Genomic DNA, 21,894 nt, shown 5'->3' with positions numbered 1-21,894 from the left:
GAGTATTCCTCTCTATTTTAGCTGATGTTTAATGTGTTGACATTGCGCCCTGTCACGCACACGCATTTTGCAGATAGATATTTTATAAAACCATTCCTTCTATTGCTTTATCAGAATATCTACCTAAATGACATGACATTACTTCTATAGATTCTTGGGTAAGGTGTTGTTGTATTACTATTTTCATCTCAAACCCCCTCAGTAACGAGACTCTTCGTGAAGATTCTTTCAATTAATTTTGAGAACACCATGAAGGGCATTAACAGGATTTACTCATGATGGATAGTCAAACATTCATGGTCATCACGCATGATACTTTTCTTCGTCAGTCTATTTCCGCTTTAATGAAACAAATTTGTTATGAACATAGAATATGCTTCATTGATGTCGATTCATTTAACTCGCTTGGAGAACTGAATGACACTCTATATCATATTTCCAAAGAGGATAAAATTCGAACGATTTTGATCTCTCGCGGGTTATGGATCTCTAAGGTTATCTCATCTCAAATTGATTTATCTGTGTATGATGACTTAAATAAATGGCGATACCTTATAACGATACCAAAACTAAAATCGGTAAGTAATGTAATTGAAAAAATTGAATCCTTCAAGGACTTCAAAGGAATGAGCCAATATGAAGTTAAAACAATTCAATCACTAAAACTTTCAGAGAGTATTTTCTTGGCTGCACAAAAATCTGGCGTAAGTTATAAAAACTTTTTGAGAAATACACTCACCATAGCAAAGAGGTATAATCTTAAAAACACCGCCAACCTGCACTTCTTTGTTTACAGATTTAATAGATAGGATTACTCTTAAAAAAGTTTTCCAGGGGGGGGGAATTTACCACCCCCTGGAGCTTTTTAATCATGAAGCTATTAGTTAACGACATGCTGAAAATACTATCGATAATATGTACTCACCAGAAAGTATACTTCCGCTAACCAATAAAATGTTATGTAACACCAGTCATAACTCAGCACAATAAGCTTCAAATTTCAAGTATAATAGATAATTCATCTATAAATAACGCATTATTCATTATATGTACCCCTAAATGAGGGGCGGAAAGTAAAATCACTCACGAAACGCCTGAGCTAAAAATCAGGTACTGATAATTTTGGCCCAAATCACCTGTGAAGTAGTCGCAAAATGGGCTGTTAAAAGCGAGTGAGATGATGAACAAAGTATTTAAAGTTATCTGGAGCGTAGCGCGCTCGTGTGCCGTTGTTGTTTCCGAACTGGCACGTGGAAACGTACAATCAAGCAGTTCTGCGCTTGTTACGGAAGAACACTACATCGCAGAATTTCAGCATGCATATGTTTTTCGAATGACACCTGTCGCTTTATTAATGCTTGCACTTTTTCCAGTGAAATCACAGGCAACAGATTATGTAGTCGACTCCATGACCCCACAAGATGCCATAGAGATAACAGTGAGTGGACGAAATAATACATTGTCAGGTAGCTTTTCGAATGTTTCGTATGGTAATAGCGGTTACACCAATATGACATTGGGTGAGGCTTATGATAAAGGTCTTTTAGGGGCTAATAGTGAGTATGTTAAGAATAACAACATATTTAACGTCGGCTCGCAAAGCAAAGTCATTAACTTTGTAGACCCAGTCACCGGGAATACCGCCTCAATAGTGGTATATGATAATGATGCAATGACAGTCAAACCCCTCGCTGACTTTAATGTTACGATTTCAAATGCAGTAGGCGCAAACGGCCAGTATATCGATCGTAATCTCTATAATGTTGATGGCGGTTCCACTCTTGATGTCAATGTTGGAAGTCAGGACGTGGGCTGGGCTAATGATACTGCCAATTTATTTAGCGCTGTTTTCAAAAGTTCAAATACGAGTAGCGTAAATAAAGCCTCGGTTTTTAAAGTTTCCAGTGAATCGGGTGATAAAGCGGAGCTTAATTACCATTCTAAAACGATCGCCCAGTTAGGTAATTCTTACAACAATCACAGTGGCGGCACGGCAATTGCCTACCCAGTGATTGATGAATTTACAGGTGAGTTCAACAGCAAACTTGGTCCACAAAATGTGACAAATGTGGAGGAGTTTAAAGCTTACAACGCTGCGTTAATCGCTGCGATTGAAAAAGGTGAGCTCTCAATGACTAGTGCAGAGTATAACGCTGAACTGAATTTGGCACGAACTACCGGGTCTATCCCTATTTATGCCAATGAGGATGGGATTGCGTCTGATGATGCAGTTAGAGGAACAGTTAATCGCGATACCGTCTCCTACATCCACGGAAACGGCAAAGATGCCGTTATTAATATTGATAAAGACGCTAGTCTGCAACTTTTTTGGTCTGATGCATCGCTGGTTAACCTGGAAAATGGTGCAACCTTAATCAATGAAGGCACACTAGGGACGAATAACAACACGCTTCGTGGGGCCTATGTCGTTGCCGTACGTAGTGGTTCTGTATTTGAGAACAACGGGGTTGTTGATGCAGGGACTAACCCTGACATGGCTGAAAAATCGAATTCGAGCGCAACATTAGTCGCAGCAGGCCAGCACACGGCAATCCTGGCAAACGGCACATCCACCGTTAATAACAATGCCAGTGGCGTGATTAACCTGGCAACGAGCTCTTCTCAATACAGTAATAAAGGCGTCCTACTCTCTTCGTCTGCGGTGCTGACAAATGACGGCACGATTAATGTCGCATCAACAGCGCAGACGAGTACCACTGGCACACCGGCCACAACAGGTGTTGAGGCCGGCCAGCAATCAACATTTAACCATAACGGCATGTTGTACATTGGTCGGGAGGCTCAACGTGAGGGTTCGGATGCGACTAACGATCTTCGTATTTCGGGAGACTCCATCGGTGTTCTGTTATCAGGTAGTGCGACTTATAACGGCGACACGGCCTCAAAAATCGTAATTGGTTCTCAGACAACGAACGCAACAGCCATTGTTGTTAAAAATACCGCGACGTTGAATCAAAATGGCACGATAGAGATCAACGGCGAACTGCCTGGCGAATCCTCGATTGCTAACGTGGGGATCAACGTAAAATCAGGTACCAGTGAAAACCGGGTCGTGAACAACGGCGTTATCAATCAGAACGGGCAAAACAGTGTTGGTATTGATGTGGAAGCCGGGGGGAAAATCACGCACGCTGGTGTCATTAACGTCAACTCCGGTGTTGATGAGGGCACGCATTATGCTAACTACGGTATCCGGGCAAGCGGTGAGGATGCCCTCGCGGTGGTATCAGGAGAAGTCAATCTCAATGGCGATTATGCCATCGGTGTGCATGCGCGTGATAAAGGCACTATCACCCTGGTGGATGACGGAACGGTCACTTTCAATGCCGGGAGTCACCAGACAGGGTATTACATCTATGGTGCCGGATCGTCAATAATCGATAATTCCACTAGTAATCAGACGGTTTCGACCACAGATTCGACACTTTATCGCGTCGATGGCGGCGCTGCGTTTGATGGTTCTAGTACCAATAAGTCACAAATGAATGCAACGGGTGATAACTCCACCATTATCCTTACGACGGATACAGGCAGCAGTTTTAACTCCGGCAAGCTGGCGTTAAGCATTATGGGGGAAGGCTCGACTGGCGTTCGTATTGAAGGCGGTGCTACGGGGACAATCACGGCGGATGCCGATATTGTTAAAGTCGCCGGTAAGGGCACAACGGCGGGCATTGTTGACGGAAACTACTATGGCCTGGATGGTGAAGTCGTTGAAGCCAAAAAAGGTGAGTCGGTATTAACCAGCTATGCCACCCTTGAAACGGCCAACACCGCTGACGGCGCTTTCGGCTATATCGCTCGTAATGGTGGTACGCTGAACCATAAAGGCACTATTGATTTTGATCAGCCGGACAGTACCGGAGTGCTGATTTCCGGCGGTACGCTGAACAACGACGGCGATATTCAGGTGAATGGCGTGGCGGTCAATATTCAGGGCGCAGATTCCGTAGTGAACAATAGCGCGACCGTTTCTGCCACCGATGGCACCGCGGCGTATCTGGTCGGGAGCGACGCGTCGCTTAAACTGACCGGTGAAGGGCAAACCACCGCTGACGGTACGGCGCACGCCATTCTGCTCGCAAGCAGGGCGAAAGGGCTGGTCGTTGATGGCGCAACCATCACAATGGCCGCGGGCGGCAGCGGTAACGCCATTGAAAACCAGGCTAACCTTGTCGGTATTCAGCTCAAAGAGACCCACATTACCGTCGGCAACGGCATTGGGGTACATACCGGGGCTTCCATGGCGCAGACCAACTCTGGCACCATCAACGTTACCGGTAGTGGAACCGGCATCCTGTTTGAAAGTATGGACGGTTCGCAAACCGATCAGACCCTGGATATGTCCGACTCGCGCGATCTGGTCATCAACGTCCAGCAGGCGGGTGGTAAAGGGATAGTCACCAATTCCTCCGCAGACCTGAAAACAGGTGCCAGCGTCAACGTGCTGGACAGCGATGGCGCAGAGGCGCTGGTTGTCGGCGGGACCACGAAAAATATTGAACAGTCGGGCGAGCTGACGTCGGTTTCCACTTCGCATGCGGTGGTCGATGCAGATAACGGCTCTCTGGAAAGCTTCCTTAATAAAGGGGTGATCCGCGCGCTGGATGCTTCGCAAAAAGCGCTGGAAATCGTTAAAGGGAAGGGCATTGCCTTTACCAATGCCGCGGAAGCCAGCATCACCGGGATTGTAAATTTACTGAGTGGCGATAACACCGTCACGCTGGAGTCCGGTAGTACGGCAACCGATATCACCACCGGTAACGGCAGCGATCTCTTCTTGCTGAAAGACATCAAGGCGACGGAAACCTCGCTCTTCACCAGCCTGAATGGTGGAGAAGGTGAAGACACGCTCCGGTTGCAGAACGCACAGTACACTCTGAACAGTGCCGACGCCATTACCGGCATGGAGCATATCGATCTGACCAGCAACTCCGTGTTTACAGTCAATAACGTCGACTTCGTCCTGGGTGACGCAAAAGATGATGCAGCGAATACGGGTTACAGCATTGATACGAACAGTACGCTGCAACTGAACGCGACCGGCGATATGGCGTTCAACAGCCACCTCTCGGGAACCGGGACCGTGTCTGTGGATGCGTCCGGCAAGGCGTTTGATTTTACCGCCAACAATGCCGCAGACGGTTTCCAGGGCACGCTTGCGCTGCAAAACAGCACCTTTGAACTGGCCGGGTTAAATACTCAGGCCCTGGCTAAAGCGACGCTGAGCGCGGGTGAAGGCAGCCTCATGCATGTCGGCAAGGGCGAACAGAATATCGGCGGGCTGGCGTTTAACGGGGGCACGGTGAGTTTCGACGGTGTTACGCCGGGCAAAACGCAAGCGGATGGTACGATCCATGCGGGTAAAATGGATCTGAGTGGTCGCGGGACCGTTCAGGTGGATACCGGCAGCGTCAGCAATGATCGTCCACAGGCGGATACGACGCTCTCCCTGCTTGAGCAGGACGACGCACAGGAGTTGATCAAACTGGCCACCTCTGACTCCGCTGTGCAGGGTGGCGCGGGCAACCTGACGTTAACCGACAAAGACGGCAACGTCATCAGCGATGGCGTGGTGGCCGACATCGAGCAGAATGATGAAGTGGTGGCCAAAGGCACTTATGACTACCGCCTGACCGGTGGAGAAAACGACGACGGGTTGTATATCAGCTACGGGCTGACGCAGGTTGAACTGCTAGCGTCCGGCAGTAACGCGCTGGTGCTGGATGCCAACGATAAAACAGGTAATGCCGCTGACCTCAGCGCCCGCGTCACTGGCACCGGCGACCTGGCATTCGACAGCGCCAAAGGCCAGACCGTGTCACTTTCCAATATGGATAACGACTACACCGGCATCACCGATGTGCGTAGCGGCAACCTGCTGATGAATAACAACGACGTGCTGGGGCAGACCAGCGAACTGCGTCTGGCATCTGACACTGGTTTTGATATGAACGGCTACAGCCAGACGGTCGGTAAACTGACGGCCGCTGTCGATTCTTTGCTGAATATCCATGGTGGCAGCCTGACGATTGCGGATGGCGGTGAGGCGAACGGCACCTTAACAGGTAGCGGCGCGCTCAACCTGAACGGCGGAACGCTGACTGTCACGGGTGAAAACAGCACTATGACCGCGAAAACCACGATTGCCGAAGGGGCCACGGCGTTGCTGAACTCTACGCTGGGCCTCGGTACTGGTGACATCGTGGCGGCCGGTACGCTGGCGTTAAGTAATGCCGCAGGCGTGCTGTACAACGCCATCAGCGATAACGGCAGTGTCGAACTGACCGACAGCGATGTGGTGCTGGCCGGTAACAACAGCGAGTTTACCGGAACCTTTGACATTGATGGTGGATCGCAGCTTACCGCGTCCGTGGCTGAACATCTGGGCGATGCGGCGGTGAAAAACGCCGGTTCCCTGGTGCTCAACAGCGCCAGTAGCTGGGAGCTGAACAACAGCATTACCGGCGCAGGCAGTGTCACCAAACTCGGCAGCGGCACCATCACCGTGGGCGACAATGCCGCGTGGACCGGTAGCACACACATTGAGCAGGGCGGACTGCAACTGGGCAGCGAGAGCGCTTCAGTGGTGCTGAGCAGCACGCAGGTCACTATCGCAGATCAGGGGAAATTATCCGGGTTCGGCGGCGTGACGGGTGATATCGACAACGCCGGTCTGCTTCAGGTTGGCACCGCTGAAAGCACAGGCACTCACACCTTTACGGTGGGTGGAAACGTCACTAACAGCGGCACGATGGCTACCGGGGTTTCCGGGAAGCAGGCCGGAAACCAACTGGTGATTAAGGGTAACTATGCGGGTAACGACGGGCTGCTTTCGCTTAACACCGCGCTCGGCGACGATAAATCCGTCACCGATAAGCTGGTGGTGGAAGGCGATACCTCCGGCAACACGTATGTCACGGTGACAAACGCCGGGGGCAAAGGGGCGGCGACCATCAACGGTATTGAAGTTATTACCGTTGAGGGGGCGTCCGACGGTGATTTCACCCAGAAAGGCCGTATTGTTGCCGGGGCGTATGACTACACCCTGAACCGCGGTACCGGTGAAAACAGCAGTAACTGGTATCTGAACAGCAGCAAAACGGACCCGGGCACGGATCCGGGTGATAAAGAAACGCCGGATCTGCGTCCAGAAGGCGGCAGCTACACCGCAAACCTGGCGGCGGCTAACACTCTGTTTGTGACCCGTCTGCACGATCGCCTGGGTGAAACACAGTTCATCGACGCGTTAACCGGTGAGCAAAAAGTCACCAGCATGTGGATGCGCCATGTGGGCGGCCACAACAACTGGCGTGATGGCAGCGGTCAGCTCAAAACGCAGAGCAACCGCTACGCCGTTCAGCTGGGCGGTGATGTGGCGCAGTGGAGCCAGAGTGGTCTCGACCGCTGGCACCTGGGGCTAATGGCCGGTTACGGCAACGACCACAGCAATACTCATTCGTCACGCACGCAGTATGGTTCGAAAGGGTCGGTGAACGGCTATTCCGCCGGAGTTTACTCAACCTGGTATGCCAACGATGAGACGCACAGCGGGCTGTATGTTGATACTTGGGCGCAGTACAACTGGTTTAACAACAGCGTGAAGGGTGAAGGCCTGCAGGGCGAATCCTATAAATCGAAAGGCGTGAACGCCTCGGTGGAAACCGGCTACACCTGGAAAATGGGGGAATACCAGACGCGTGAAGGTTCGACCAACGAATGGTATATCCAGCCGCAGGCGCAGGCCGTGTGGATGGGCGTGAAAGCCGATGATCACCGTGAAAGCAACGGCACCCGCATTACCAGCAGCGGTGACGGTAATGTGCAAACGCGCCTTGGGGTGAAAACCTGGATCAAAGGCCACAGCCAGCTCGATAACGGCAAAGAGCGTGAGTTCCAGCCGTTTGCCGAAGTTAACTGGCTGCACAACACTCGTGATTTTAGCACCCGGATGGACGGCGTAAACGTCAGCCAGGCAGGAGCGAAAAACTTGGGTGAGGTGAAAGTGGGTGTCGAAGGGCAGGTCAGCCCGCGTCTCAACCTGTGGGGCAACGTTGGCGTGCAGGTGGGTGATAAAGGCTATAATGACAGTGCGGCGATGATCGGCGCGAAATGGAACTTCTGATAATCATCTCCTGACCTTTTTGCCAGGCAACCAGTTTGCCTGGCAAATTCTGACGGTGTAATAAATATGCGCCTCTCAGAGGCGCATCATAAATATCTAGGATGACATATGTCTCTTCGTAGAAAAGTGCTACCCCTATTGCTGGCACTACTGGTTCTGTTATCTGGAGTGTTGTCTTCACTCATTCAGTGGAAACAAGATGAAAAAAAAGTCAGAGAAAATTCACTTAATGATCTCATTAGTGTTATTGATGCTGAGTTCGAATCCGCACAGGCGATGGCCGCTATCGCGGGAAGTTATATTGGAAAAACCTGTACCGATGAAGTCGTTCGCTCGCTTAGCAGAATTAATGCCTCTGTTGAACACATTCGCTCGGTTAATATTATTGAGAATGGTGAATGGTCATGTTCTTCGTTAGAAGGACGTCAGTCTTTAGGGATTGACTCCGAGGGCACAACGACACGCACATTGATGACGCAGTACGTTAATCGTCAGGGAACTGAAATGTACATGACCTACTTCCCTGTTAAAGAGCAAGTCGTGGCCGTTGCCATCTACAAAGCTGCAATAGATAAAATTCTTTATGATTTCTCACGCGATGAGGATATTGAAGCCCAGTTTCTACTGGAACCAAAAAGTAACCCCCTCATGCAGGCTGGATCTTCAAACTTTCCTTTCTGGGTTGTCTTTAACACCCAAGAAAGTTGGGTGGATTATCTGAAAGATAACCGCTATATAATCGCAATTTTTGTTGCACTCGCAGCAGGTCTCTTTTTCCACCTGAAGACTTTACAGAAACGTTCTCCCATTAAAGAACTCAAATCGGCTATTAATGATGATCAGTTTGTTCCTTATTACCAGCCAGTGGTTGAACTCAGTAGCGGTGAGATTGTGGGCGCAGAGGCACTTATTCGCTGGGTACATCCGGAGCAGGGAATTATACCTCCGAATGAATTTATCAACGCAGCTGAGCAAAGTGGTCTGATCAATAAAATGACGCTTGGCCTCATGAAACACATCGAAAAGGACATGCAGGCATTAAGCAATGTAGTGTGCAAAAGTTTTCATATCGGGCTGAATGTTCCCCCCGGAGCGTTCAGTGATGACGGATTTACAAAAAACTGCATTGAATTTATTACCCGAATGAATCTGAAAAGTATTCGGGTGATGCTGGAGATCACAGAGCGCCAGCAAAATGTTGTAAGCGAAGATGTTCGGGATCGCTTAAAAAATGCAGGGGCCGATTTGGCGCTGGATGACTTCGGCACTGGTTTTTCAAATTATGAGGCGCTGCAGAAAATTGCGCCGAAGTTTTTAAAAATTGACAAGATGTTTATTGACACGCTTACTCATGGGGGCGTTAGCGAGCATATTGTTGATAACATTATTCATCTTTCTAAATCAACTGGAATACCGCTGATTGCAGAAGGAATTGAAGATAGTGAACAAGCAGTGAAACTAATTTCTAAAGGGGTCACATTGGGACAGGGATATTTGTATAGCAAACCAATACCGTATCAAGATTTTCGGCGGTTACTTTAAAATATGAGGGCTCATCTCTTTCAAAGAGGAGTCTTCATATTCGCACGAGAGTTATTGATAAAACTCTGTATCAATAGGATGAAGTTCCTGGTTCCTCCAGGTTAGTTTCTCACAGTATTATAACCAGTATTAGTATATGTAGAGTGCTGATATGTCCCGTAAATCATGGGGAGCCTCAATTTGAATTAGATGTATATTAAATATTTAACTGATATCGAAGATTTACTGCGTTAATTTGTAAGGTGTATTTGTTTAATTAAAATAGCATTAATACATATCTGCATGATAAATACTAAATAATGATAGCTAAGCGTCGGGTGTCCACTATATACTATACCATTAACCAATGGTAATACGTCAGTAATAAAAAATAAAATGCAAACCTTAGAATTGGTAAATTAATGACCCCTCTGGGTCCAATAAATTGAGGTGAACATAATTCCTTTCTTATATCGATATCAGAAAGAGGGGGGGCATATGTGGGTTCCATAAATTGGGCTGAATTAACGTAATTACATGGTCTATTTTAATTTGTTGAAATAAAATCGATGTGGTTGTAATCACTCCGTATAAGTTATAGTTCGGTTTTTACATTGCATCTGTTATTTGATCATAAAAGGCGCGATTGAAATAATCGTGCCTTTTATGGATGCACATCGTTATGTATATATCAATTGATGCATATTGGTTTTGTTAAGTTAAGCTTGGTTTATAGACCCTTTTCCCCGTCGAGTAAATCAATCATAATAGGATAAATTTTGTCAGATCTTATCTTTGGATTCTGTATCGCGAAACTCCAACCCTCATCCATTGCAGCTGCAACTTCGGTTGTTGAGGCTATGGGCCAGTCAACCACAGTATTGTAGACTTTACTGATCGCCTTGTTTTTATCGACGCCCGCACGCTGCTGCTGACACATCCTGACCATCACCTCCGCTGCCTGAGCGGGTTGACTGGTTGGATAAGCAGCTAGAATTGAAGCTGGTGTTATTGTGATGAGCAATGCGGCAACAATACGCTTTTGCATGTGTACCCCTCAGTGTACCTGAATGCCCTGTACCGGGCTGTTGTCCCATGTCATCGCGCGTTCTTCTGACACTGCGGGGGCAGGAACTGGGGATTCGGTTCGAGAAGAGATTGCGGCTGAGATTTTCTCCTCCAGCTCATCGAACCGGTCAGTGAAATCTTTCAGCACTTTATTGCATACTGCAGAGGCCTGCTCCTGCTGTCCAAGCATTCGTGCATTCTGAACATCCATATCCGCACGATTGTGGTATTCCTGCTCCATTTCAGGAGTGATACGGGTTTTGGTTCCTGAGGCATCCTCGTATTCAAAACGTTTGATGAGATTATCCAGTCGCTTAAGTACCGCAGTATCGACAATATATCCTTCAGATCTGCATGTGTTTAGCATACTGAATTGCTGCGTCAGAATATTATATGACTGGATTGGTAATACTTTGGCTTCTGTTGATAATATAAGCAGGGCGACAAATGGTAGTAAAGTCATCAATGTTTTTTTCATTATTTCCTATCCTTAACACGCAAAAAAATCATGTAGTTGTCAGTCAGTTTCTGGTTTGTGATATCAGAATCTGTCAGTTTTACTTCTTTCTTTCCCCGTATAACGTTGAGGCCAGATGGATTCAGGTGTGGTCCCCAGAGCATCTGCAATAATTTTTTCAGCCCGTGGATAATGGCGTTCGAAAGCATTGTTTAATGTTCGTGAAGCCAGCCCATACTGTCGTGAGAGGGAAGACAGGGATAGCCCCTGTTTGTGCAGGGCTGCGATAATATCTGCCCGGTGCCAGTTAACAGCACTTCCCTTACTTCGCTTTTTTTGCGAATCTGTTGAGTTACTCAATGTATTCACTCCGGGTTGTTAGTACTGGAGATATTAAAAGCGAACAAAGGGAACTTATCAAGTTCCTTTTGTGGTTATTTGCGCTCATTTAACTAACGCTTTGATAAGAGGTGAAATTTTTATGAGCAGTGAACAGATGACTGAGCCCTGTGATGGCGGAATGGCGAACAGTGGGGAGTGGCTTACAGCAGAGCAGTTTGCCGGAATGGAAGGAATGCCGGGCACAGCGAAAGGGGCCCGACTGCGACTGGAAAAGCTCACAACCCTACATCCGGAAATCCGCCGCAAACGCACCAGTGGGAAGGGGTTTCTGTACCATATCAGCGCTGCAGGGATGGCGCTGAAAAGTGAGCGGGATGCGGCAGATACCTCAACAGACGAGCAGCTTAACCTGTTGATACAGCTGTTTCGCACTATGAAACCAGCCTCCAGGGATAAACTTTTGCAGCAGGCTCTGGCTCAGGTTGCGAGGGATCTGGCTGAAGGGGACGTTAACCAGTAACAAATGATGGAAGCCCTGGTTGCGCTGGATAAGTGATAATAGGAATTGTTTGCAATAACTGATTGATTTTGTTATAATTAATACAGTGGCAGTCATTGCGTACCCAGCCACTGTATTAACCCATCCTGGCTGGTTCACAGCCATCACTTTTCCTGGAATAGCAACAATGACACTTCCCCGAGACGTTCATGCGTCCCGTCAGGGCCAGCATGACTACTTGTGTGGCATCTACAGTCTGATTAACACCCTCAGTTACCTTTATGACGGCAGAGTACGGCGGGAAAAATTAATGTACCGTCTGCTAAGCAGCTATAAGCGACGATGGGACTTATTTGATCTCCTGACACTCGGCCTCGACGAAGAGCAAATGGACCACCTGATTGGTGATGTTCTCCTAAAAGGGCATTACGCCCGGCATTATCCCCTGAATTTTCATACCCCCTTCCGTTACCGCTCCCTGCGCTGCCGACAGATACTCAGCGACATCAGCGACTGGCTGGCGTTGCCGGAGAACCAGGCGCAGCGCGTGGTGATTCTGGGCACATCCTGGCACTGGTCTGTGGTAGTCCGAACCGATGCCACCCGGCTGTTCCTGTTTGACAGCCTGGGAATACGCAGCCAGCGCAGGGATACATTCTCCGTACAGCCGGAGCTGAAGCGCCACACGCTGCTGCCGGACGCTATCTATTTCGTCGAACGTGAGTTCTGACCCCTGCAGAAGGAGACTGACCATGACTTTTACCGCCTGCGACCAGAGCGGTCTTTACCGGACCACCGGGCCGGTGTCCCGTGAGGATATTATCCGCTTTGCCCATACGCTGCTCTCCCGCCGGTTTCGCAATCGCCGAAAAATTACGTCCTCTGATGATGTTCACCAGTGGCTGGTGCTGAAGCTGGCAGAGGACACCCGGGAGAGCTTCGGAATGATACTGCTCTCGCAGCAGCACCATCTTCTGGGCTACCACACCCTGTTCACTGGGACGCTGAACCAGACCATGGTGTACCCCCGCGAAATTGTCGCTCTGGCGCTGACGCATCATGCAGCCGCAGTGATACTGGTCCATAACCACCCAAGCGGTGAGCCTGAGCCGAGCAAGGCCGATAAACTCATTACCCAAAAAATTACCGATGCGCTTTCACTACTTGATATCCGCGTCGTGGACCACCTTATTGTGGGTGGTGATGATGCATACTCTTTTGCAGAGCATGGCCTGCTTTGAGTTACCTGGTTTAATACACATTAACCACGGTAATCCACGTTCGCCTTATCCCTTCATTTTTAACCTGTAAATACCGAGGTTTTACCCATGAACATCAATGCCGTTATTCAGCCGGCAGGCTTTGTGCTGCCTGTCAGTCTGCAACTGTTCGACATGCTGATGGCAGAGGCGGGCGAAATACCCGTTCATAAGCATTTTGTCACCGCCGTTACGCTCAACTTCCGGGACCTGGACTACAGCGCGGAGCGGGGCGGCTACCACCCGGTGGAAATCCGGCTGATTCACCAGGGGGACGAGTGGTGCCTGGACTACGCCACCGATTTTGGCTATGTCGGCAACGTTTACCCCGAGCTTGAGAAAATCATCGATATCAGTTGGTCGCAGGGCTACGTCTGGCACTGGCGGACAGGGGATTTGACCCCATCTGAGGCCCGGGCGCTCTACGCCCTGTGGGAGCACAACTTTCTGAGCTATCACGCCAGTGGGGTCTACACCACCCGAGTGCTGTGGGAAAGCTGAACTACTGACCTGAGCTGCCGGGCACACCGGTAAACATCCGTTCTCCCTTCTGGCGGGCGGATTTCCATAAGCGCGAATCGGGTTGCCTTCATGTTCGCGCCTTCTTTTCAATACCATTCACATTACCCACGAGAATACTGTCATGAAAAAACAACCTGTCTCACCGACACGGGTAGCATCGTGCAGCCTGTCGCCTGCTTATGTCTGGCGCACCCTGCTGACTCACCTGCTGGCACAACACTATGGGCTTGCCCTCAACGATACGGCCGTTTGGTGAGGAAGGCACCATTCAGGCGCATATTGACGCTGGTGTTTCCATGATGGAAGCCCTGAATACCGTCGTTGAGAAGTATGACCTGGTACGCACAGATCGGGGCCATACGAGCTTTCACCCTGGCTCCCCATTGATTATTGCTATTGATGTTCTCCGGGCACGAAAAGCCACCGGGCTCCTGAAGCGGGGAGCATATCAGGTCGTGAGCCACATCACGCAGGGGCGCAGGCCCGCCCCGGACAGTGCAGTAACCGCCGGGCCCTCCACGTCGTTGCCGTTGCTGCCATTGGACACATTCACCCGACAGGACGCGGAGTCTGTTATGGCGGCGTATGACTGTGTGGCTATTGAGGATGACCAGCATACCCATTTCCGTCTGGCAGTACGCGATGCTGAAGGTCAGCTTATCTGGCGTGCCTGGAACTTTGAGTCCGGAGCCGGGCAGGGGCTTAACCACTACCTGCAACGTTATGGTGTGAAAAAGTGACCACACAGGACTGAATGGCATCACCAGATGAATTGACTGCTCCCCCGGTCTACATGGCCGGGATACTCCATTTTTAAGTATTGAGGATGATGTTATGACCTCGAACCGCAAGGGCAGGCGTGCGGAAACTGTGCGCCTACAAAACGTCCCCACCATCAACCCGGCACAGCTTTGGCTGTCAGGTCTGACACCTGCCGAGCGCAAGGGGATGCAAAGCCAGCTTCGGCGCTGTGCCGGTATCCTGCTTCCGGGCTCGGATACCAACAGCTATCCTTGGCAGATGCTGAACTACACGGGGGTGATGCAGATCCGTGCGCACATGCTGGATGCTGGCTATGCTGTCGCGACTGTCAACATGGCACTGTCGGCGCTGAAATCGGTTGCCCTGAGCGCGTTCAGTATGGATCTGATGGATGCTGACACGCTTGCGCGCATACGCAACGTCAGGCGGGTCAGTGGTGACGGTTGTCGGCTGGGGCGTGCGCTGGCCCGCCATGAAATCCGGTCAATGCTGGCGGCAGCAGCGACGCTCTCCACTGTGCGCTGTCAGCGCGAACGGGCCATTTTGTTGCTTCTGTGTGGGGCCGGGCTGCGTGCGGGTGAGCTGGTTGCCCTGAATGCGGAGGATATTGACGTTGCCGCAGGGATTGTCTGGATCAGGGAGGGGAAAGGACGCAAAAGTCGTGATATTCACCTTGCCGTAAAGGTTTGGACACAGCTGCGGCGCTGGCTAAAGTGCCGGGGAGGGCACGAGGGGCCGTTATTCAGTCGTATCAGCTTGGCAGACCGGCCTGGGCCACGCAGGCTTACCACTACCGGAATGACGGGGCTGTTGGCACAGCTACGCGATGCCGCTGGCGTGGACTATTTTACCCCGTACGACCTCAGACGAACGTTCATTACACAACTGCTGGAGCAGGGAACCGACCTCAAAGTGGTACGCCAACTGGCAGGTCATGCCGATATCGCCACAACCACCCGCTATGACTACAGGGGCCGAGGTATGCTGGACAGGGCCTCCCGAGCGTTCTGTTGCTGGTAAATCGTAATGGGGGGGATGGCCTTCGTTACCTACTGGCTAAAACCATCAAACGGGGCCAGGGACTATTTTTGATGACTCACAGGCGTGTCCAGGGCGAGTTTAGAACATCGGGTTGCCGGTAAAGCACGACCAACTCACTACCCCTGATGAATGACACTGTCGAGCCACCCGACGCGGGGTATTCTAGAGATACTTGCAGTGTACAGTCCAGCCTGGCGCACTGGCCGGATCATCATTTCTCAAGCATTATGTCACTGCTGACATACTGACCGATATCATTTTCTTTCCATCCCCCCTTCCTACTGTTAGGCGCTCTATAGCTGCTTTCATTCATGATTTCAGCAACCTCGACAAGCCTGCGTCTATGTGTATTACGCAGACCTTTCTCGTAAAGCTGGTTAATCATCGTCCGGAGAAAGAACTTATGAGGATTGTCTGTCGCTTCGCTGGCTCTGCACTCAGTGCCCAGATTTTTAGCCACAATGTCTGATACCACTTTTTCCCCTAAGCGTGCTGCTGCGTGACTGTGGATACCGGCAGTGACAGCTATACTGCGGAACATATTGATCTCATCGCCCTTCATTTTACCTTCTGACAAGTTTTCCTGAAGTAACGCCAGTAGCTCCAGCGTGGTTTCGTCAAGATAAACCTTCACCTGGGTCAGTCCCGCATCAGTCCTCATTTTTGTCGACCGTTGTTGGCGGCTCGGTTGTTTTTTTCCAGCCATGTATGTTCCCTTCTTTAGCCATTTAAACCAGTCTAACATCTCCCGTGTCGGCCCGACAATGGAACGTCTAATGTGCTTGCAGACATCCCAAAACGTAGCCGCAGCTCCCGAATTTCGATCTTGTGAATAAGGCGTTCTTTGAACTGCTCAGGAATGCAGAAATATGAACGAGATGAAATTGATTAAAATTCAGGTCGTACTGGAGCGCTGTGCAGTAAGCCGCGCCACGCTGTACCGGATGATTGAGAAGGGGACTTTCCCACGCCCGAAATCCCTGACTGGAGGGCGAGCGGTCGCGTGGCTGGAAAGTGACGTCAGTGAGTGGATTGCTTCCCGCGTCACCACAGGAGGCTGCTGATATGTTTGGTGCAAAACACCGCATTGCGCGTTCAGTATACGTATTGCTGACAGAAGAGGAGCGCCAACTGGAAGAGCTGGCTCTCACCATTCCGGGGTTTGAAAACTGGGGGCAAATGGAGAAGGAACGCCTGTACCGCATTAAAGCATTACTAAAGGCTGTGCGGCAGAACAGGAATGATAATCAGGATGAGAGCAAAGAAATCAGAAAAGCACACAAAAAGTGGCGAAGACAGGCTCGCCAGCTAAAGAGAAAACTGGAAGCCTGCACGCCAGAACATCAATGTGGCAGTGCGGCCTGCCCACAGTGCTTCCGTCAGCACAGGTTACGTAAACTGGCTGAGCTGGTCCCACTAAGAGGCTCTATGGGCGCGTACAGAGTGGTTACGCTGGTTTATTACGATGCAATGCTGGAAGAATCTGAGATCAGCAGCTGGGAGCATAAGAAATTCCGGGAGCGGGTCTACAGGATGATAAAAAGAGCCGGATTTAGGGGCAAAATAGTGGGGGGCTATGAGCTGGATTTTCATACCGATATCCAGCGCTGGATGCCTCATTTGCATCTGCTGATGCCGAGAGAGCCTGGAGCACTCAAAATGCTAAGAAAGGCGATGACGAGGCGTAAAAATATGCGGGCCAGAGAAGGGATAATTAGTCGACCAATGAAAAGCCAAAAATTAAGGGATTTTGATGCTCAGGTTACTTACTGTTTTAAGGGGATGTGGCAGGAAGTTAGACCCTACCCTGATGAGGCCGGAAAACGGCAGACCCGCAAGCACAGGCTGCCACCTGTTCTGCTGGCACGGGCGTTATGTAAGCAGGATGAGATGGGGTTTACGGGGCTGACATTTACTTCTGGGGTGAGAACCCGTAAGTAGTTTGTCCATAAGAAAGGATGTCCATAAGCGTTTAGACACATGTAAGCCATCAGTTGATACACTCAATGGGTATGTATATCTATATGGGTGTATCAACACTATATGGGGGTATCAACTCTATTCAGTGAATATCGATGGATCTCGGTCATGGTGATGGGCGTGGCAGATATGTAGCACGTGTGTATAATAAGCTTGCTCTTGAGTGAGCGTAATCCGGTGATACTTTCGTGGGCAAAACCCTGTGCAGCGTGAAAAATGCTATAAAAAACAGGTTCCAGCTTGTTCTTTTAACCACATGATTATGTGATGATTGTTTTAATTCATGCTAGGATTGTCTCCAATTTATGAATTTAATATTCGTGATTGTGAGGACACTCAATGGCGCTGTCTTTCGAGCTGAAAACGGCCACAGACTGGTTACATAAAATAGTCGCAAAAATTCAGGTTGCTTCAGACTATGATTCCGGAACGGAAAATCAACCGGAAACGCAATCGTCGAATGCCGGGGCCGAAACTGTAGTAACGGAAAATGAATTCCAAACACTAACCCCGATTGTCGATCCTGATAAAGAGGGTTATCAACCCTATTTTAAGGCGCTGGATTATGCCCTCAGCCGGGATGATGTGAAGAACATCGCTATCACAGGCCCCTACGGTGCGGGCAAAAGCTCGGTTATTCTCTCATACCTTAAAAAAATTGAAGGGCGAAAGCGGTTGTGGCACCGCCTGAAATATTGGCTCGGGTTTACAAGTTTAAAGCCAGCGGATGAGCACGTGACTATTTCACTTGCAAACTTTGAAACGGATGAGACGTTAAAGGGTTCCGAGTCTTTATCAAAAGAACAAAGCATTGAATACAGCATTTTACAGCAGATTTTATACAAAGTTGATAAAAGTACGCTGCCAGATTCGCGAGTAGAGCGCATTCACACCCGAAGTGTTGGGCAAATACTAACAACATCCTGTTTGCTGTTTTTTGTTCTCGCACTGGCAATTGTTGTCACAACATTGTTGTTTCCTCAAAAAATCGTTAGCACGTTTTCATTATCGCCAGCGGTGAGTCACTTCATCACGATACATCCAGTATGGCGTTGGGGATGTATTGGTTCACTATCGTTTATCATTTGTTGGTATTTGCTGTCCCGTTTTTATCGGATAGGATTTTTTGACAGGAAAATTGCCCTTGATAAAGTAAATCTCCTAAAGGCGGAAATTGCAGCTGAAAAACAGAATACGGCTTCACTGCTAAATCTGTATATTGATGAGATTGTTTATTTCTTCCTTAAAACAAAATATAGAGTTGTCGTATTTGAAGACCTAGATCGTTTAAATAATGGTCATATCTTTATTAAACTTCGAGAAATAAATCAAGTGGTAAATAATTCCAGGCTCTTGGAAAAGAAACCGATTAGGTTTATTTTCGCAGTCAGAGAGGATTTATTAAAGGATGCTGAATCACAAACCAAATTTTTTGATTTTATTGTGCCAATTATACCCGCGGTAGATAGTGAGAATGCTTACGATATATTAAGTAGTAAAGTTATAAACTTTAATGCGGTAGATAAAGAACAGTTTTTCAAGAAGGTATCCCTTTACCTGACTGATATGCGGGTAATGAATAATGTTATAAATGAGTTCAATATTTTTAAAAAATTAATCACGGGTGAGCTTTCTGATGTGAAGTTATTTTCTTTGATAATGTATAAAAACTTATGTACCAAAGATTTTACTCTGCTTGATAATCAGGATGGTTTTTTATACAGAGTGGTTAATGCTTACTCCAAGAGAACGCTACATGATCTGTATTTTAAAGATTTGGAAATAAAGGTTTCTCAACTGAAAGAAAAGTTAGACAAAGCACAAGAGGAATTGCAAACATCCAGTTTAAATCTGAGGGCTGAAATCCTTAGACGTTATCTTCCTGAACATATTGAGTCGCATGCGGTGTTTTATGTAAGCCATAATAAATATGGGCACATCGGGAGTAGCTGGAGTTTTGCTGTACTATGCGAAGATGAAACGTTGTTCACAGCTTTTTTAACTTGTGAGTTTCCATCCGGAACATTAATCACATATGAAAGAAACGGAAATCGTTACCAGGATTCTTTTAATATTCCACGTGATAAACGGTCTGAAAGTTTACGCGAATACAACAAACGTTCACTTGTTATTTTAGATAAAAACCAGAAAGGTATTGAGAAATTATCTAAAAATATTTTAAACTTACAACGTGTTCTTTATCAACGGAATGGTATATCCCTTCATGAATTATGCGAGAAAATTACTTTAACAAAGTTGCGTGAATGGTTGAACAAGGTTTCATTAGTCGACGATAGGCTAAATAAAAATACAGCCAATTCTTCGGCGATCAATTTCAATATGGAATTTTTGTTTTTCATGTTATCAAATGGATACATAGAGCAGGATTATATGCAGTATCGCTCTATCTTCCATGCAGGTGCATTAAGTAAATCAGATAACGTTTATATCCAGAAGGTCGCTGCGAAGGTGGATTTTGAGGAATTGAAAGATATTCATCTTAATAACATTTCCAATGTTGTGGACAAAATGGAGTCGCTATCATTTAAATATCACGAAGGGGTTTTCCATCCACATATAATTAGTTTTTTGATCAATTACCGAGTTGATTTTGTCCGAGATGTATTTATTCACTTATTCAATCATTGCTCACATGGGCTGATCATTCGCACCATACGGACGTATTTTTATGAGTTCAGTAAAGATGATTACCAGGATTTGATTAATATAATTTTAAACGATGAAAAGACATTGGGTAAATTGATGGAGGCAATGAGCACTAACCGTGACATTGACTCTGATGATGATTTTTATCAGCAGTTATCCGTGTCATTTATTCGTTTCGGTCTGATAGAAAACATTGCCCGACAAAGTGCTGTTCAGGATTATCTGTGTGAATTAAAAACAGATACCACGGTGTTTAAATACATACAGCCCGATGAGATTGCGTCATTCAGCATGAAATTAAAAGAGCTTAATGTTGTATTCGATAGTGTCAATGAGGCTAGTGATGAGAGTGAACGTGCGTTGGTAAAATTTATCGCAGAGAATTTTCTGTATGTGTTTAATATTGATAACATCACTGCATTGTTTAATGCTTACTCTGTTAACAGAAAGAATGTTGAGGAGCTATCACGCAATCCGTATACCTTAATCATGAGTGAAAAAGTCCCATGCTTAGCTGAGGCTGTAAATAAAAACATTGAGATGTTTATCCTGGAATATTTCATTCATTCTGAGGAAAACGTTGAATCTGTTATTTCACTCATTAATTCAGATGTTACGGAGCATTCCAAAGAAATTATAATTGAAAGCATGGATTTTGAAGTTCGGCAGCTGTCGAAAGTTGAAAATATCAGGCTATCGGTAGTTGATGGAGCATCATTCACTGTTTATGACCTCTTGTTTAAACATGGACGTGTCGCTGCCAACTGGGATAACATCTTTGACTACATGTATACCGATGTCGACGATGAGATATTATGGACGTTTTTTGCTCACCATCCAGAGGCGCTTTCAGGCCATATGGTCAGTGTTCCTGAGGAGTCTGTTGATAATGTTGTGAATCACATCATTTCAGCAGCGGATAAGCCAGACGCGTTGTATGCAAAGTTGATTAGCGTGCTGCCTGTGAGCATCAACCAGGTAATCAGTGACCTGCCACTGACAAAATTTAAAGCACTTTGTGACAGCAACAGAGTTTTGCTGTCAGAAGCGCTCTATGAAGACGTACTCAGTATTTATGAAGGGCAACGTCGCAAGGGGCTCAATGAGTGTCTGTCGCTTATGATTAGAAACAACCTTGCTGTTTTTGAAAGTAATATTGAGTTTTACCTGCAAGATGACGAAGATTTCGATAATGAACTTATTGAGCTTGTGCTCAATGATGACGATATATCGTTGACGACTAAAGTTTCAATCATCGACATTATCTGGCCGCACTATACCAATAGTTTCTTCGACCATATAAGTGTGAATAGTAAGATCAGTATGGCACTTCTTCTTAATGTTTCGGAAGATGACGCCCGGCTTGTGTTCTTGAATCATCTTTTAGAGTTTGAAGAACTGCCTTTTGAATACATCAATCGTGCACTTATGGCCTTCATGTCTGAAGAATACAATTTGATTGCGGATAAAACCAAACGAGCAAAAGTACTCAAAACTGAAGGTAATGAGATCCTTTTAAAGTATTTAAAGCATTGCTACTTTATCAGCAGTTATAAAGACAAGGAGAAATACTTTGAAGTGTATCATTACCGTAAGATGTTTCAGGACGAATCACCAGAGGATGATTAAC

Annotated in this window: 16 protein-coding genes and 1 pseudogene; 13 read left to right on the top strand and 4 right to left on the bottom strand. The window is 47.5% G+C overall.

The window, feature by feature from the left end; genetic code table 11:
- The first annotated feature begins 275 nt into the window (after nt 1-275).
- The 3 genes from DBY68_RS10530 (at nt 276) to DBY68_RS10520 (ending at nt 9,688) form a co-directional block, all read left to right on the top strand.
- Nucleotides 276-809, top strand: coding sequence for a hypothetical protein (locus DBY68_RS10530; RefSeq protein WP_108476374.1), 534 nt, complete (start codon nt 276-278; stop codon nt 807-809).
- A gap of 371 nt (nt 810-1,180) precedes the next feature.
- Nucleotides 1,181-8,146 (top strand): autotransporter outer membrane beta-barrel domain-containing protein, encoded by a 6,966-nt coding sequence (locus DBY68_RS10525; RefSeq protein ID WP_108476444.1) that lies wholly within the window; start codon nt 1,181-1,183, stop codon nt 8,144-8,146.
- A 108-nt stretch (nt 8,147-8,254) separates the two neighbouring features.
- Nucleotides 8,255-9,688 (top strand): cyclic diguanylate phosphodiesterase, encoded by a 1,434-nt coding sequence (locus DBY68_RS10520; RefSeq protein WP_108476375.1) that lies wholly within the window; start codon nt 8,255-8,257, stop codon nt 9,686-9,688.
- Nucleotides 9,689-10,397: 709 nt separating this feature from the next.
- Here the strand turns inward: DBY68_RS10520 and DBY68_RS10515 are convergent.
- From DBY68_RS10515 to DBY68_RS10505, 3 genes are all read right to left on the bottom strand, one after another.
- Nucleotides 10,398-10,715: a hypothetical protein gene (locus tag DBY68_RS10515; protein WP_108476376.1), complete on the bottom strand. Its 318-nt coding sequence runs from the start codon at nt 10,713-10,715 to the stop codon at nt 10,398-10,400.
- Nucleotides 10,716-10,724: 9 nt separating this feature from the next.
- Nucleotides 10,725-11,213 carry a hypothetical protein gene (locus tag DBY68_RS10510; RefSeq protein WP_108476377.1) on the bottom strand — a complete coding sequence of 163 codons (489 nt, stop codon included), beginning with the start codon at nt 11,211-11,213 and terminating at the stop codon, nt 10,725-10,727.
- 63 nt (nt 11,214-11,276) lie between these two features.
- Nucleotides 11,277-11,552: a helix-turn-helix transcriptional regulator gene (locus DBY68_RS10505; protein WP_108476378.1), complete on the bottom strand. Its 276-nt coding sequence runs from the start codon at nt 11,550-11,552 to the stop codon at nt 11,277-11,279.
- 121 nt (nt 11,553-11,673) lie between these two features.
- On the opposite strand from DBY68_RS10505, the gene DBY68_RS10500 reads away from it, so the two are divergent.
- The 7 genes and pseudogenes from DBY68_RS10500 (at nt 11,674) to DBY68_RS10475 (ending at nt 15,596) form a co-directional block, all read left to right on the top strand.
- Complete coding sequence (locus DBY68_RS10500; RefSeq protein WP_108476379.1) at nt 11,674-12,054, top strand: hypothetical protein; 381 nt, start codon at nt 11,674-11,676, stop codon at nt 12,052-12,054.
- Between the two features lie 166 nt (nt 12,055-12,220).
- Nucleotides 12,221-12,763: a hypothetical protein gene (locus DBY68_RS10495; RefSeq protein ID WP_108476380.1), complete on the top strand. Its 543-nt coding sequence runs from the start codon at nt 12,221-12,223 to the stop codon at nt 12,761-12,763.
- 22 nt (nt 12,764-12,785) lie between these two features.
- Nucleotides 12,786-13,274 carry a DNA repair protein RadC gene (radC, locus tag DBY68_RS10490; protein WP_108476381.1) on the top strand — a complete coding sequence of 163 codons (489 nt, stop codon included), beginning with the start codon at nt 12,786-12,788 and terminating at the stop codon, nt 13,272-13,274.
- An 87-nt stretch (nt 13,275-13,361) separates the two neighbouring features.
- On the top strand, nt 13,362-13,793 hold the full coding sequence (locus tag DBY68_RS10485) for a DUF2787 family protein (protein WP_108476382.1): 432 nt from the start codon (nt 13,362-13,364) through the stop codon (nt 13,791-13,793).
- A gap of 142 nt (nt 13,794-13,935) precedes the next feature.
- Nucleotides 13,936-14,293 (top strand): annotated as a pseudogene (locus tag DBY68_RS23080) (TA system toxin CbtA family protein); the annotation flags it as partial.
- 96 nt (nt 14,294-14,389) lie between these two features.
- On the top strand, nt 14,390-14,554 hold the full coding sequence (locus DBY68_RS23000; RefSeq protein ID WP_108476445.1) for a DUF905 family protein: 165 nt from the start codon (nt 14,390-14,392) through the stop codon (nt 14,552-14,554).
- Nucleotides 14,555-14,684: 130 nt separating this feature from the next.
- On the top strand, nt 14,685-15,596 hold the full coding sequence (locus tag DBY68_RS10475) for a site-specific integrase (RefSeq protein WP_349254580.1): 912 nt from the start codon (nt 14,685-14,687) through the stop codon (nt 15,594-15,596).
- A gap of 232 nt (nt 15,597-15,828) precedes the next feature.
- Here DBY68_RS10475 and DBY68_RS10470 read toward each other — a convergent pair whose 3' ends face one another.
- Nucleotides 15,829-16,323 (bottom strand): hypothetical protein, encoded by a 495-nt coding sequence (locus DBY68_RS10470; RefSeq protein WP_233503883.1) that lies wholly within the window; start codon nt 16,321-16,323, stop codon nt 15,829-15,831.
- 163 nt (nt 16,324-16,486) lie between these two features.
- On the opposite strand from DBY68_RS10470, the gene DBY68_RS10465 reads away from it, so the two are divergent.
- The 3 genes from DBY68_RS10465 to DBY68_RS10450 all read left to right on the top strand — a co-directional run bounded on the left by DBY68_RS10465 (nt 16,487) and on the right by DBY68_RS10450 (nt 21,893).
- On the top strand, nt 16,487-16,681 hold the full coding sequence (locus DBY68_RS10465) for an AlpA family transcriptional regulator (RefSeq protein ID WP_108476384.1): 195 nt from the start codon (nt 16,487-16,489) through the stop codon (nt 16,679-16,681).
- 1 nt (nt 16,682) lies between these two features.
- Complete coding sequence (locus DBY68_RS10460; protein WP_108476385.1) at nt 16,683-17,558, top strand: hypothetical protein; 876 nt, start codon at nt 16,683-16,685, stop codon at nt 17,556-17,558.
- A gap of 378 nt (nt 17,559-17,936) precedes the next feature.
- Entirely contained in the window at nt 17,937-21,893 is a 3,957-nt protein-coding gene (locus DBY68_RS10450) for a hypothetical protein (RefSeq protein ID WP_108476386.1), read from the top strand.
- Nucleotide 21,894: the final 1 nt, after the last annotated feature.

The sequence above is a fragment of the Pseudocitrobacter sp. RIT415 genome (assembly GCF_003057695.2).
Taxonomy (GTDB): Bacteria; Pseudomonadota; Gammaproteobacteria; order Enterobacterales; family Enterobacteriaceae; genus Pseudocitrobacter; species Pseudocitrobacter faecalis.
This window is presented reverse-complemented; position numbering and strand designations above follow the sequence as displayed.

Excerpts from the sequence above, each read along its gene's own strand:
- DBY68_RS10460 (WP_108476385.1), top strand. The coding sequence starts at position 16,683 with ATGTTTGGTGCAAAACACCGCATTGCGCGTTCAGTATACGTATTGCTG.
- DBY68_RS10485 (WP_108476382.1), top strand. The coding sequence starts at position 13,362 with ATGAACATCAATGCCGTTATTCAGCCGGCAGGCTTTGTGCTGCCTGTC.
- radC (WP_108476381.1), top strand. The coding sequence starts at position 12,786 with ATGACTTTTACCGCCTGCGACCAGAGCGGTCTTTACCGGACCACCGGG.
- DBY68_RS10530 (WP_108476374.1), top strand. The coding sequence starts at position 276 with ATGATGGATAGTCAAACATTCATGGTCATCACGCATGATACTTTTCTT.
- DBY68_RS10450 (WP_108476386.1), top strand. The coding sequence starts at position 17,937 with ATGGCGCTGTCTTTCGAGCTGAAAACGGCCACAGACTGGTTACATAAA.
- DBY68_RS10520 (WP_108476375.1), top strand. The coding sequence starts at position 8,255 with ATGTCTCTTCGTAGAAAAGTGCTACCCCTATTGCTGGCACTACTGGTT.
- DBY68_RS10500 (WP_108476379.1), top strand. The coding sequence starts at position 11,674 with ATGAGCAGTGAACAGATGACTGAGCCCTGTGATGGCGGAATGGCGAAC.
- DBY68_RS10510 (WP_108476377.1), bottom strand. The coding sequence starts at position 11,213 with ATGAAAAAAACATTGATGACTTTACTACCATTTGTCGCCCTGCTTATA.
- DBY68_RS10465 (WP_108476384.1), top strand. The coding sequence starts at position 16,487 with ATGAACGAGATGAAATTGATTAAAATTCAGGTCGTACTGGAGCGCTGT.
- DBY68_RS10515 (WP_108476376.1), bottom strand. The coding sequence starts at position 10,715 with ATGCAAAAGCGTATTGTTGCCGCATTGCTCATCACAATAACACCAGCT.
- DBY68_RS10525 (WP_108476444.1), top strand. The coding sequence starts at position 1,181 with ATGAACAAAGTATTTAAAGTTATCTGGAGCGTAGCGCGCTCGTGTGCC.
- DBY68_RS10495 (WP_108476380.1), top strand. The coding sequence starts at position 12,221 with ATGACACTTCCCCGAGACGTTCATGCGTCCCGTCAGGGCCAGCATGAC.
- DBY68_RS10470 (WP_233503883.1), bottom strand. The coding sequence starts at position 16,323 with ATGGCTGGAAAAAAACAACCGAGCCGCCAACAACGGTCGACAAAAATG.
- DBY68_RS23000 (WP_108476445.1), top strand. The coding sequence starts at position 14,390 with ATGGCGGCGTATGACTGTGTGGCTATTGAGGATGACCAGCATACCCAT.